At 29.1% G+C, this 13,634-nt stretch carries 11 protein-coding genes; 8 read left to right on the top strand and 3 right to left on the bottom strand.

Features of this window, described 5'->3' with window-relative positions; genetic code table 11:
* Positions 1–173 precede the first annotated feature (173 nt).
* The 4 genes from KQI86_RS03365 (at position 174) to helD (ending at position 6,216) form a co-directional block, all read left to right on the top strand.
* Positions 174–860 (top strand): response regulator transcription factor, encoded by a 687-nt coding sequence (locus KQI86_RS03365; RefSeq protein WP_216437736.1) that lies wholly within the window; start codon positions 174–176, stop codon positions 858–860.
* The gene (locus tag KQI86_RS03360; protein ID WP_216437735.1) at positions 845–2,260 is read left to right on the top strand and encodes a sensor histidine kinase; all 1,416 of its coding nucleotides are present in this window, start codon (positions 845–847) and stop codon (positions 2,258–2,260) included. The genes KQI86_RS03365 and KQI86_RS03360 overlap by 16 nt, the downstream gene beginning before the upstream one ends.
* Before the next feature lie 12 nt (positions 2,261–2,272).
* Entirely contained in the window at positions 2,273–3,826 is a 1,554-nt protein-coding gene (locus tag KQI86_RS03355; protein WP_216437734.1) for a hypothetical protein, read from the top strand.
* A gap of 95 nt (positions 3,827–3,921) precedes the next feature.
* Positions 3,922–6,216 carry an RNA polymerase recycling motor HelD gene (helD, locus tag KQI86_RS03350; RefSeq protein ID WP_216437733.1) on the top strand — a complete coding sequence of 765 codons (2,295 nt, stop codon included), beginning with the start codon at positions 3,922–3,924 and terminating at the stop codon, positions 6,214–6,216.
* A gap of 77 nt (positions 6,217–6,293) precedes the next feature.
* Here the strand turns inward: helD and KQI86_RS03345 are convergent, their stop codons facing one another.
* A complete protein-coding gene (locus tag KQI86_RS03345; RefSeq protein ID WP_216437732.1) occupies positions 6,294–7,481 on the bottom strand; it encodes a coenzyme F420-0:L-glutamate ligase in 1,188 nt (395 codons plus the stop codon).
* A 159-nt stretch (positions 7,482–7,640) separates the two neighbouring features.
* On the opposite strand from KQI86_RS03345, the gene KQI86_RS03340 reads away from it, so the two are divergent.
* On the top strand, positions 7,641–7,910 hold the full coding sequence (locus tag KQI86_RS03340) for a hypothetical protein (RefSeq protein ID WP_216437731.1): 270 nt from the start codon (positions 7,641–7,643) through the stop codon (positions 7,908–7,910).
* A gap of 66 nt (positions 7,911–7,976) precedes the next feature.
* On the opposite strand, the gene KQI86_RS03335 is transcribed toward KQI86_RS03340, so the two are convergent.
* Positions 7,977–8,873, bottom strand: a complete 897-nt coding sequence (locus KQI86_RS03335) for an MBL fold metallo-hydrolase (protein WP_216437730.1) — start codon at positions 8,871–8,873, stop codon at positions 7,977–7,979.
* A gap of 163 nt (positions 8,874–9,036) precedes the next feature.
* On the opposite strand from KQI86_RS03335, the gene KQI86_RS03330 reads away from it, so the two are divergent.
* The 3 genes from KQI86_RS03330 to KQI86_RS03320 all read left to right on the top strand — a co-directional run bounded on the left by KQI86_RS03330 (position 9,037) and on the right by KQI86_RS03320 (position 11,681).
* Positions 9,037–9,306, top strand: coding sequence for an ATP cone domain-containing protein (locus tag KQI86_RS03330; protein WP_216437729.1), 270 nt, complete (start codon positions 9,037–9,039; stop codon positions 9,304–9,306).
* Between the two features lie 56 nt (positions 9,307–9,362).
* Positions 9,363–10,754, top strand: a complete 1,392-nt coding sequence (gene pepV / locus KQI86_RS03325; protein ID WP_216437728.1) for a dipeptidase PepV — start codon at positions 9,363–9,365, stop codon at positions 10,752–10,754.
* Between the two features lie 147 nt (positions 10,755–10,901).
* A complete protein-coding gene (locus KQI86_RS03320; RefSeq protein ID WP_343216131.1) occupies positions 10,902–11,681 on the top strand; it encodes a sulfite exporter TauE/SafE family protein in 780 nt (259 codons plus the stop codon).
* A gap of 124 nt (positions 11,682–11,805) precedes the next feature.
* Here KQI86_RS03320 and KQI86_RS03315 read toward each other — a convergent pair whose 3' ends face one another.
* Positions 11,806–13,623: an LTA synthase family protein gene (locus KQI86_RS03315; protein WP_216437727.1), complete on the bottom strand. Its 1,818-nt coding sequence runs from the start codon at positions 13,621–13,623 to the stop codon at positions 11,806–11,808.
* Positions 13,624–13,634: the final 11 nt, after the last annotated feature.

Raw genomic sequence — 13,634 nt, 5'->3', positions numbered from 1 at the left:
CGTGACAATTTTACTAAAGTGATGTTATTATATTTTTAGTCGTTTTAGCATAAATAATACTTATGTTAAAAAATTATAATTGAGAAAATAAATTGAAACAAATTTGTAACCCTTTATTTTATATATGGTTTATTATAAAATTGATATATTAAGTATGTATAAGGGTGATGATTATGGTTAAAATTTTAGTTGTCGAAGATGAGATGAGTATAAGAAGTTTTCTTAAAATAAATTTACAAAGAAATAATTTTAATGTGATAGAGGCAGAAACGGGAGAAGAGGGTATAAGACTAGCAAAGTTAGAGGACCCAGAGATAGCTATTTTGGATGTTATGCTTCCAGGTATTGATGGATTTAAGGTTTGCGAAATATTGAGAAATGAATATCAAAATATTGGTATAATAATGCTTACAGCCAGAACTCAAGATATAGACAAGATAATGGGTTTAGAATTTGGAGCAGATGATTATATGGTAAAACCTTTTAACCCATCTGAGCTAGTTCTAAGGATAAAAGCTATATTAAGAAGAATGGAAAACCATATTGAAGAAGAAAAACAGATATTGACCAGCGGGTCTTTTAAATTAGATGTATACTCTCAAAAGGTATATAAAAACAATGAAGAATTGGATGTAACGCCAAAAGAGTATATGCTGATGAAAATATTTGTTGAAAATGAGGATAAAGCATTTAGTAGAGATGAACTATTAGATTTAGTTTGGGGTTATGATTTTGTTGGAGATTCAAAGATTGTAGATGTAAATATAAGAAGATTAAGAGCAAAAGTAGAGGATAATCCCTCTAATCCAGTATATATTGAAACCGTATGGGGAAGAGGATATAGATGGAAAAAGATTTAAAAAGAAGTATTAAAAAAAGGCTGTTTAGAAGTTTTATGATTATTATAGTCATAACTGTTATGGCTATAGAAACCGTATTAATGAATTTTGTAAAAATGTATTATTATAGTAATGTAGAAGAAGTATTATCAAACCAAATTAAAATTTCTTCGGATTTCTATTCTAGATATTTTTCAAATAGTTCCCTAGAAGAAAATATAATGGAAAATGTGGATGTGTTTTGGAAACAGACCAATGCACAAGTGCAAATAATAAATTTAAAAGGAAATGTACTAATGGATTCAATAGGAACTAGTCCTAAAGAATTAATCGATAGTCCTGATGTAAAAAAGGCTCTAAAAGGAGAACTTGGCAAATGGATTGGAATGGTGGAATATGATAATGCTAAAGTAATGGCAATATCCTATCCTTTAAAATCTCAAGGTAAAATAGTTGGCGTGTTGAGGTATATTAGTACTTTAAGAGATGTGGATAAAGCTATTATGTCAATATCCACTTTATTTTTGTTGATAGGTTTTATTGTTATAATTTTAGTAGGAATAATTAGTATTTTTTTATCCAATAGCATTGTAGATCCTCTAAAAAAACTTACTAAAACTGCTGAAAAAATGGCTAATGGTGACTTGGAAATAAGAAATGAAAAAGAAATGGACGATGAAATAGGGAAATTATCAGATACTTTAAACTACATGGCAGAGGAGTTATTAAAAAAGGAGAAGCTGAAAAATGACTTTATTTCTTCGGTATCTCACGAACTTAGAACCCCTCTAACAGCTATAAAAGGGTGGGCAATTACATTAAATACTGAAGAATTTCCTCCAGAGGATTTAATTAGAGATGGACTTACTATTATTGAAAAAGAAAGTGACAGATTATCATTAATGGTAGAGGAATTATTAGATTTTTCAAAGCTGATTTCGGGTAAAGTAAGCATAAAAAAAGAGAAAACAAATATTGGTGAAATTATTGAGTATATAGAAAAATATATAGGACCGAGAAGCAAAAGAGAGAAGATAGATTTTACTATAAATTATGAAGATGAATTGCCTGTACTTTTTATGGATAAAAATAGAATAAAACAAGTTTTAATAAATTTATTAGATAATGCATTTAAGTTTATGAAAGATGACGTAAATAATAAAAAGATAAGCTTAAGTATTTATAAAGAAAAAGAGTATGCTATCATAAAGGTAGAGGATAATGGGTGTGGTATAGAGAAAGAAGAACTCCCTAAAGTAAAGGAAAAGTTTTATAAAGGTAAAAGCAGTAAATCACAAAATGGTATTGGATTATCAATTTGTGATGAAATAGTTAAAATGCATGGAGGAGAACTAATTATAGAAAGTGAAATTAATGTTGGAACTAGCATTTATGTGAAATTACCTTTATTTGACCATTAAAAGGAGAGTAAAATGAAAAAAAATAACGTTTATATAATAGGTTCAATATTATTATTTATATATTTAAGTTCTTCAATTTTCGCAGGATGTTCTTTAAAGAATATAAATGCAACTGATAAAATATCTTCTCCTAGCAATAGTTTGTCTCCAATCAATGGTGTATGGGAGATAAAAAAATATAAGGTGTTCAACTTTGGAAACAAGACGTATCAACAAAGTAAAATAAAACCTGCAAACTTACTAGGAAGCAAAGCGGCTTTTAATAAAGAATATGCATTTTTAATAGATGAAATATGTAAAGATCCTCAATATAAATTAAAGGAAGTGGATGCTAACAATTATTTTTTTTATACATATAAAGTAAGTAAAGAAGATTTTGATATTAAAGAAGATAAAATAGAAGTAATCTCAGTAATTTATGGTGAAAACCTATTTCATGAGTTTATAAAAATAAATGAAAAAGAATTAATAGTGTATTTAGATGATGCGTTTTATTATCTAGAAAAAATTGATGATGATACTAGTAAAGCTTTAAGTAAGGAAAATATAGAAAAACTACAAAAAAGCAAGGAGGAAAATCCTTTAGGAAAAGATGAATTACGAAGGTCAGGGGTTTTAATAGGTTTAAGATCTAATACTCCTATTGATTATGAAGATACTTTAGGATCAGAGTATAAAAATCAATCCATTTTTTATAGAACACTATGGATAGGAGCTGAAAATGGTAAGCTTCGCCCTATACTAGAAACTCCTAATTTATTTGTACCTAGAATGAGTGGTTTTTGGTGGGTAGGTGTTGATGCATATGAGCTAAATTCAGATCATCCTAGAGATAGATTGTTTTCTTATCCTGTTGGCAAGGAGAGAAAAGATATTAATCTTATAGAAACACAAGAAGAGCAATCTTTGAAACGAATCTTGTTTGTAGGAAATGATTATGTGGCTATAGAAGATAAGAGTACTTCAAATATTAATAATGATGAAGGAAGGAGTAGTCTTCAAATAAGATTGATAGATAATATTGTAGATAATAAAGGAATAAAGATCTCTGATATTAGTGGAGAAGATGGGAAAACTGCAATGCATAATTCAGCCTCTGCATTTTTGGCACTACAGGATAAAGAGACCTCAAAGAGGTTAGAGAAAGAACCAAGGGAAGAAAGTTTTGCATTATACAGAAGAAATGGTCATTGGATAGTAAAGGGACGTTTAAACAGTGTTCACCCTGGGGATTCTTTCTATAAAGACTATGATATTAACATAGTACCCCCAAATAAAATGCTAAACTACGATGAATTCCATATCTCATGGAACGAAGTAAAAGAAAAAGTTCCAGAAGCTGTGGATGCATATACTTCTCCTAATAAGGATTTAGCAATAATTATTTCACACAATAGTTTATATGTTTATAGAATATTAAATGGAGCTTTAGAAAATATGTATTTAAAAAAGATAGCTCTACAGCAAGGAGAAAGCGTAGTAATGGCTGAATGGGCTACCGGTGATTATATGGAAAGATGGGAAAAAACTTTAAAAGGAAACGCTGATATATTGGTTCATGAGTAAATATTAGGCATCTTTAAAAATAATTTGTCGTATCTTTGACTAGTTGTTTTATTTTAGATGCCCTAGTATTTTTAATGCTGTTTTGGAGGGATTTTATGGCTATAAATAAAGAACAATTTGAGATGGAAAAAGAAAGCTTAGACAATACTATGTCTTGGCTAGAAAAAGAAATAGTTTATTTAGAGGATAGCGAAGAAAATATAGATAAAAAGGTTCTTCAATTAAAAAAAGAATCTAAAGGAAAATACAATATTGAGTTACAATCTTTTTTAAAGATACAAGGCAATTTAAAGGATAAAGTAATTAATTATAAAGAATCAAAGGATAAACCATATTTCGCTAAAATAGACTTTAAGGAAAAGTTGAGGGATGAAGAAAGCTTTTATATTGGAAAGATTGGACTTACGGATGAGAGGGAAAAGGAAGAAAGAGTAATTGACTGGAGAGCGCCTATAGCAGATCTCTATTATAGTGGAACAGAGGGAGAAGCTAGTTACCAAGGTCCCTATGGAGAAATATCAGGAGAGCTTTTATTAAAAAGAAAGTTTTTAATAAAGGAAAGCGAATTAATAGATGTTTTTGATGAAGGAAAGGATCAAATAATTTTAAGGAGCTTAAATAGTGGTGAAGAAGGGGAAGAATTAGAGGATGAATTTTTAAGAATTGCACTTGAGGAGAGCAGTAATACTAAGCTAAAAGATATTGTTGCTACCATTCAAAAAGAGCAAAATGACATAATAAGAAGTGAAAAAAATAAAGTTATAATTGTGCAAGGCTCAGCGGGTTCAGGAAAAACTACCATAGCCCTTCATAGATTGGCATATTTGCTTTATAAATATAAAAATAAAATAGAGCCAGAAGAAGTTCTAGTACTTGCACCAAATAAGCTGTTTTTAAATTATATATCAGAGGTGCTTCCAAACTTAGGTGGGGGAGATGTGCCGCAAAGGACTTTTGAAGATTGGGCAATGGAAATTTTGAAAATAAAAATGAAACTTTATAATAAGGATCAAAAACTGAGCTACATAATTGAGAATAGTCAAGAGGATGATATAAAGCATATTGTAAATGGAAGTAAGCTAAAGGGAAGTATTTTATTTAAAACAATTTTAGATAGATACATTAAATATGTAGAGTTTTCAGGTATCAGCTATGAAAATATTAGCGTAGGAGATTATGTAATATTCTCAAGAAAAGAGATTAAAGAATTAATAGTAAAAAATTTAAAATATTTACCGTTGCAAAAAAGAGTAGAAGAACTAAAAAGATATTTTAATGCTCAATTAAAAAATAGGTTAGATAAAATAATTAATGGAATAGAAAAGGAATATGATTATCTTCTGAAAAGTATTAGGAATTCTGATGAAGAAGAGCTAATAAAAAGAGAAAAATTAGTATCACTTTATGATGAGAAAGATGAGAAAATAGATAACATAAAAAAGGACAGTAAAAAAGCATTAAAAAACTTCTTTAGTAACTTAGGAAAGATTGATGTATTAGGACTTTATTATAATTTATTTGAAGATGAAGATTTATATCTTATGATGACTGATGAGTTAATTCCAAAAGCTTTATGGGATTATTTAAGGGATGAGTTAAAAAACAATATTGATAATAAAATTTTAGATAGAGATGATTTAGCATCACTTTTATATTTAAAATTGAAACTACAAGGAAATGATTATCCTCTATATAAATACATGGTAGTAGATGAGGGACAGGATTATAGTAAATTTGAAGTGTTTGTATTAAATTCTTCAGTGGTAAACGATGCATTTACCATAGTTGGAGATGTGGGCCAAAGTATATATTACTATAGAGGAATTAATAGATGGGATGGTTTAATTAAGGATGTTTATAAAGGTGAAGGTGAATATATACCCCTATCACAAAGCTATCGTTCCACTATTGAAATTGTAAACTTTGCTAATAGAGTACTTACGAAACAAGAAAATTTTTTAAAGCCAGCAAAACCAGTTTTAAGACATGGCATGGAGCCAGCTATGATAAAATACAATGAGGATTTAGAATTAGTAAAAATCTTAAATGAAATAAGTAAAGAAGTTAAAGATAATAACAAGAAAACCATAGCATTGATAGGCAAGGATATGAAAGAATGTAAAGAGATACAGGAAAAACTGGTTAAAAATAAAATAAAAGGTTGGAAGTTAATAAAAGAAGATAAAGGACAAATGGAAGAAGAAAAGATAATAATACCTTCCTATATGACGAAAGGATTAGAATTCGATTGTGCAATAGTATATAATTGCAATAAAAATAACTATTCAGATAATGAACTAGATAAGAAATTATTGTATGTAGTTTTAACTAGAGCGCTTCATATGGAATATGTTTTATATAAGGATGAGATTTCAGAGCTATTACTTTAATTAATATTTAAAAAGCAAAAGGCGGCATTCCTGCCGCCTTTTGATAAAATTTATTTTAATAATTATTGATTATTCGATTATTCAGTAGCATAATCATCAAAATAACCTTGTATTAAAACTATAGGAGTTCCTTTGTCACCACTTCCACTAACTAGGTCACATAAGCTTCCTAAAAGATCTGTTAGCTGTCTTGGAGTAGTACCTTGTGTTTCCATGCTTCCAACTAAGTGGTTTGACTTAGTTTTAATTTTTTCTCTTATGGCACTAGCAGCATCTTCTCCTTTTAAATTAGCTAAATCATTGTCTGCAAGATATTTAAGTTTAATTTCATTAGGAGTGCCACTTAAACCAGAAGTATACGCAGGAGATACAATTGGGTCAGCAAGTTCCCATATTTTACAAACAGGATCTTTAAATGCTCCATCACCGTAAACCATAACTTCTATTTTTTTGCCTGTAAGTTCTAGTAGTGATTTTTGAATTTCATCTACTATTGGTTGGCAATCTCTAGGAAATAACTTCAACTTTTCATCTGTTGATTTATTTGATCCAAGAAGACCATATGTAGGATTATAGCCATTGCCTTTTATTGGAGCGGTGCATATGTCATCTAAACCATAAACTATTTCTGCACCAGCTTTTAAAAGTAAGTTTTTAGTTCTTTTTCTTGTATGAATGTCTGCAACTAAAACTTCTTTTGTATGGTTTAATATATATCGAGGATCATTTCCAAGGTAAATACATATATTTTCTTCACCAACTATTTCTTTATAAGCTTTAATATAGTCTATACCAGTAAATTTATGTTTAACTTCTTCGCCAAAAAGTTCTCTATATTTATCTTCTGTTAAAACATCGTTATAAGGGTCTATGCCTAACTCATCCATTTTATCCATGTCCATTAATTGATTGCCAACTTCATCAGAAGGGTAACTTAATAAAAGGTGAATTTTCTTACCGCTTCTTGCAATTCCTTTTAATATTGTGGAGAATCTATTTCTGCTAAGTATAGGGAAAACTATACCGATTTCTCCTTTGAATTTTGAATTTATATCTTCAGAAATTTCATCAACAGTTACATAGTTTCCTTGGGCTCTTGCTACTAAAGATTCTGTTATTCCAATTACATCTCTATCTCTTAGGGAATAATTATCTTCTTTAGCGGAATTTATTACTGTATCTACTACAATTTTAACTAAATCGTCTCCTTCTTTTATGATTGGAGCTCTAAGGCCTTTAGCATTTGTACCTATTGTTCTTGTCATTTATATTCCTCCTAAAAAGAAATTTACGTACTATATCATTCTACAACATTTATACGAACTTTTCATTAGAAATTCAATAAAATTTTCTGTTTTTATTGGTAGACTTAATATATAATAGAGTTAATATTATATATTTTTAAAGGTATGGAGGACTTACATATGAAAAAATTTTGGCTTTTAACTTTAGGGGCAGTAGGAATAGCAGCAATCTGGGGCTATTTTTTAGATTTAAGACAGGGAAATGTAGCGGGATTCATAGCAAAGATATTCCTTGTTTTTGCCTTCATGGTTGGTTTTCAGTTTTCCATGAGAAGAAATCAAAAGAAAATTAATGATAACGTAAGCAATGAAACTAATAATATTAATAAAACTAATAATGTCAATAAATCCAACAAATCTTCTAAGGGGAAAAAGAAAAATAAAAAATAAAAAGTGATATATTAAATATGAAGAAAACCCAATAAATGGTACTTTGCATTTATTGGGTTTTGTCATTTATGTTGTTTTATTATAAAAATACATTTTTCCATCTTCTATGGAGCAATCTATTTTACCTTGGTTATATAGATTGTTAACAAGGGCAGATACAGAGGAATAATTCAAATGATATTGAGTAAATCCCATAGACAAATCATTTAATATGGCCAAATTTTGTAATATATCTTCTTTAGTCATTGGTCCATCTAAAAGATCTAATATTTGTTCTATAAAATAATTTATATTATTTAAATTATGCTGTACTAAATCTTTAATCTGGTCTTTAAGAATCATTTCATTACTATGGGCAAGTATGAAGTAATCGCAATCTATATCATTAATAATGTTTAAAGTATTTATACTTTCTTCAATGTCGTAAAGGTATGGCAATGAGTATTTATCTATGATTTCATCACTAAATAGAGCATCTCCTAAGAAGCATACTTTCTCAGGAGTAATAAATCCTATATGTTCTTGAGAGTGTCCTTTTAAAGCCAATACTTCAAATTTTTCATCATTTATTTTATTTACTCCATAATCTAATATAAAATCTACATCAAATTTTTTAGTAATTCTTTTTAATCCTTTTATAGGTATAGAGTTTGATAAAATGCAAGGGTATAGTTCGGGGTTTTCCATAAATATTTTTTCTTTAGCTGAAGTAAAAATCAAAGAACCTGGATAATTTTCCTTAAAGTAAGAATTTCCACCACAATGATCCACATGGCTGTGAGTATTAATTATATATTTTGGATGAAGGTTATTTTGTATTAATACTTCATCAATTTTTCGTGCTTGAGAGTTATTAATTCCTGTATCTACTAGCAAACAATTTTTATTTTTAAAAATATAAACTCCAATATTTGTGGGGGCATTTATGTAATAAGTATTTCCTTTAATTTTAATTAAGTCCATTCTGTCACATCCTAAAAAATAATTTATTTAATAAGTATAGCATCTTTTTACGTGATTAATAAAGATATTTAAGCATACAATATATAAGAAACTTTTATAAAATATTTATAGTATTTGTGATATAATATTATAAATAACATTCCATTTAAACGGGGGTATGATTATGAAAGTAATAAAAAGAGATAGAAGAACTCAAGATTTTGATGTTGATAAAATAAAAATAACTTTAATAAGAGCTTCAGAAGAAGCTAAAGCACCATTTAATGAATCAGACATTGAATTAATATTAAAAGTAATAAAAAAGACAATTTTAAATGATTTCAATGGTGTAGTAAGATCTAGAGAAATTAGATGCATAGTATTAGAAGAATTAAGAAAATTAGGTTTTGACAATGTAGCTGAACTTTACAACAACTATATTAAACATCATTAAAACACATTATGTTTTAATAGTCAATTCTCCTAAAATAAATTGCTGGAGGTATAGAGATGAAACTAAGCATAAAAATAAATGACTTGCGAGATAATATAATAAAATCTACTCAAGAAATATTAAGAATTAAAAGTATAGAAGATGAGAGTAAAGAAGGGATGCCTTTTGGGGAAGGCGTTTCAAAGGCTTTAGAGTATGCCTTAAACCTATCTAAAGAAATGGGATTTAAAACCAAAAATTTAGATGGATACATAGGGTATGCAGAATATGGAGAAGGTGAAGATTATATTGCTGTTTTAGGTCATTTAGATGTGGTTCCAGAAGGTGACGGTTGGAAATATCCACCTTATGGTGCGGAAATACATGAAGGCAAGATATATGCAAGAGGAGCATTAGATGATAAAGGACCTATTATAGCAGCACTATATGGATTGAAGGCAATTAAGGATATTGGCTTACCTTTATCTAAAAGAGTTAGAATAATATTTGGAACAAACGAAGAAACTGGTTCCGGTGAGATGGCGTATTACTTAAAGCATGAAAAACCTCCAGTAGCAGGCTTTACACCAGATGCTATGTATCCATTGATATTTGCAGAAAAAGGTATACTATCCTTTAATTTATCAAAAGAAGTTAAGGTGTTAGAAACTGAAGATTTTTCTATAAAATATATCAAAGGTGGACAAAGAGTAAATATGGTTCCAGATTACTGTGAAGTTGGAATATGGTCAAGAGAAAAGGATGTAATTATAAAAGCATTGGATAAGTTCAAACAATTTCATGATTATAATTTAACTGCTCATATAAAGAGTGATATGTTAGTCATAAAATGTATTGGGGTATCTGCTCATGGTAGCACCCCTGAACTAGGACTTAATGCTATAATGCAAATGTTTAAGTTCTTAGAGACGCTTCCTATTTCTAAGACAGATATATTTGATTTTATAAAATTTATGAATGATAAAATTGGATATGAAACCAATGGGAAATCTTTAGGAATCGATCTAAAAGACGAGGATTCTGGAGAGTTAAGCTTTAATGTAGGAACTGTAGAATTAAAAGATGAAAAAATAGTGGTGGGGATTAATATAAGATATCCCGTATCATTTAAAATGGAAGATGTTGTAGCACCTATGGAAAAGATCTTAAAAGATAGAGAAATAACAATGGAAGACATAAGTCATCAAAAACCTCTCTATTTCCCAAAAGATCATCCACTTATAAAAACATTACTAAGTGTCTACAGTGAACAAACAGGGGATAATAGAGAACCTATAGCAATAGGAGGAGGAACTTATGCTAAGGAAATGCCAAATATAGTAGCTTTTGGACCTATATTTCCCGGGAAACCTGATTTAGATCATCAAGCCAATGAATATATTGAGATTGAAGATTTAATTATTAATACAAAAATCTACGCTCATGCCATATATGAATTAGCTAAATAAGGACATTATTAAAAAGAATGGGATATTTTTCCTATTCTTTTTAATTTAAATTAAAATTTAATAAAAAAATTCCTTTCTGTATATGAATTAGTTAATTATGGTGATATAATTGAATTGTCAGACAACATATTCAGAGGAGGGGTTCTGGTGCTGGCAGATGTTCATATAGTCTATAAAATAATTTTTTTATGTGCAGCAGGATTTTTGTCTGCTTTTGTTGACTCAATAGCAGGCGGCGGCGGTCTTATAAGTGTACCTGCCTATTTTATGGTTGGTTTCCCAACACATTATACACTAGGAACAAATAAGTTTTCAGCTACTTGCGGTTCTTTAGTAAGTACAGCAAAATTTGCCCAATCTGGTAAAGTGGACAAAGGTATATTAAAAGTATTGCTTCCATTTACTTTACTTGGAGCAGCTACTGGAGTTTATACAGTACTTTTACTTGATTCAAATGTGCTAAAACCTATTGTATTAACTTTGCTTTTGGGTGTAGGGATTTATAGTTTCTTCTCTAAAACTGTAGGTATGGAAGATAACTTTAAAGGAGCTACTAAAAAAACTTTAATAATTGGCAGTATTTTTGCTTTTGCCATGGGATTTTATGATGGATTTTTTGGTCCAGGCGTAGGATCATTTTTAATTTTTGGACTTATAAAAATATATGGTTTTGATTTTGTTAGGGCAAGCGGAAATGCAAAAGCTATGAATTTGATGAGTAATTTTACATCACTAGTGTTATTTGCAGTAAAGGGAAAGATATTTTACCTTATGGGAATACCAATGGCAATATTTATGACTATTGGCGCTCGTGTGGGAACAAAGCTAGCACTAAAAGAGGGAGCAAAATTTATAAAGCCTATTTTCGTAACTATGTCCTTAGGAGTAGCGGGAAAAATGATTTATGAAATGCTGATATTAAAATAATTTTTAAAGAGTTAATATTTAAAAATTAAGAGTTAAAAGTTAAGAGGGTTAAGAATGAAAAAATGAAGAGTTAAGGAAGAAATTTTATATTTATAAAGTCTCTCCATTTACTCTTCATTTCTCACTATTTAAGAAGATTATATCTCAAAATCAAATCAGAATACTCCAGTTCATTTATAACACTTTCTTTAAACGCAGTTAGTTTTTCATTTTCAGGAATTTTATTTCCGGTATTCATATCATAGAAGGAGTTATCTTGAGATAAATAGAAAACTTCGCCATTTGTAAAGGAACCATTCCTAAAAATAACTTTTCCTTCTTTTGAGTTAAATAAGTCTTTTCCCATCATATTTTCAGCTGGTAGATTGAAAATATTAGCTAAAGTAGGATAAAGATCCACTTGTCCGCTATATATTTCATAGACTCCTTTATGCTGATCCTGTGGAAAATGTATCATTAATGGAACTTTGTTTAGCTCCATCCATTGCAGTTCTGTAAAATCATTAACGCCTAAAAATTTAGCCAGTTCAGCTTTGTTTTCTTTTGGTATGGCATAATGATCTCCGTAAAGTACTAAGATTGAGTTATCTAATGTTTCATTCTTTTCTAATTCATCTATAAACATTCCAAGTTGCTTGTCTGTATAATGAATAGATTTTAAATAGTTTCCAAGAAGAGTTCCTTCAAATTCTCCAACTGGAAAATCTCCGTATTTTTCTGTGTCTTCATAAGGAAAATGACTAGTCAATGTAACTAAAAAGGAATAATAAGGCTCCTTTAAGTTATCCATTTTTTTAAGACTCTGTTTAAAGAAGGATTCATCACTTAACCCTAGGCCCATTGTTTCATCAATATTATAGTCTTTTTCTCCATGAAACTCTTGAAAACCGTACTTAGGAAACATTATATTTCTATTCCAGAAATTATCTCTAAAGCCATGAAAAGCACTTGTATTATAACCTTTTTTTGCTAAGGCTTCAGGTAATGCATTAAACTCGTTATTAGTATATAAATAGGTAACAGAACCTGATGGAGTAGGATATAGAGAATTATTTGATATAAACTCTGCATCTGAAGTTCCACCAGAAGCGGTTTGATAGAAGTAATTATTAAAATAAGCACTTCGTTTCATAAGTTTATTTAAGTTAGGGGTTATTTCCTTTCCTAGTATGGTCTTATCTATAGCAAAGCCTTGCAGTGCTTCAACTTGAATCATAATAAGATTTTTGCCATCGCCTATTCCCTTTAAGTTTTCTGAAGACTTTTTAGAGTTGTTAATTAAAAAACTACTCATTGCTTCTTTAGTTTCTTTAGAAATAGGAATTTTTTTACTGATAGAGTTAACTGCTACATTATAACTATCTAAAAGATGATAGTTTACCCCTCCAAGCTTAGTGGCAACATAAACCTTGTTATACATACTGCTTAAAAGTCTAGGTTGTTCTTTAGATAAATCATATATTTTAATTGCATTTCCTGTAACTCCAACTAGCAGTAAAGCAATAGAAATTATCGCTCTAGTTTTAAAATTTATAGCGGGTAATTTATGACCTTTATATAATTTATGAATTATTAAGAATATGAAAATATCTATAAAGTAAAGAAAGTCTGTAGCCTTAAGTAAATTTCCTACACTATTCTTTACAGCACCTAGCTGAAATCCATTTAATATAATAGGTAAAGATATAAGATCTTTGAAATATCTAAAATAATTTAAATCAGCTACTATAAACAGAGTAATAATTATATTAAATATGGTATAAATTTTAAATCTTTTATCTTTATTAAATAAAAATCCAATAGCAGCAAATAATAAAACAGAGGATAGTACTGGAATAAAAATAGATTTATATGTGAAGTAGCCTTTTTCTATTTCCTTACCAAAAAATAATAGCTTTATGGTTACGGTAAATATGAATGAGATTAAATCCAATCCTGGCATCACAAACCTCC

Origin of the sequence: Clostridium mobile (genome assembly GCF_018918285.1) — a bacterium.
Taxonomy (GTDB): Bacteria; Bacillota; Clostridia; order Clostridiales; family Clostridiaceae; genus Clostridium_AW; species Clostridium_AW mobile.
This window is presented reverse-complemented; position numbering and strand designations above follow the sequence as displayed.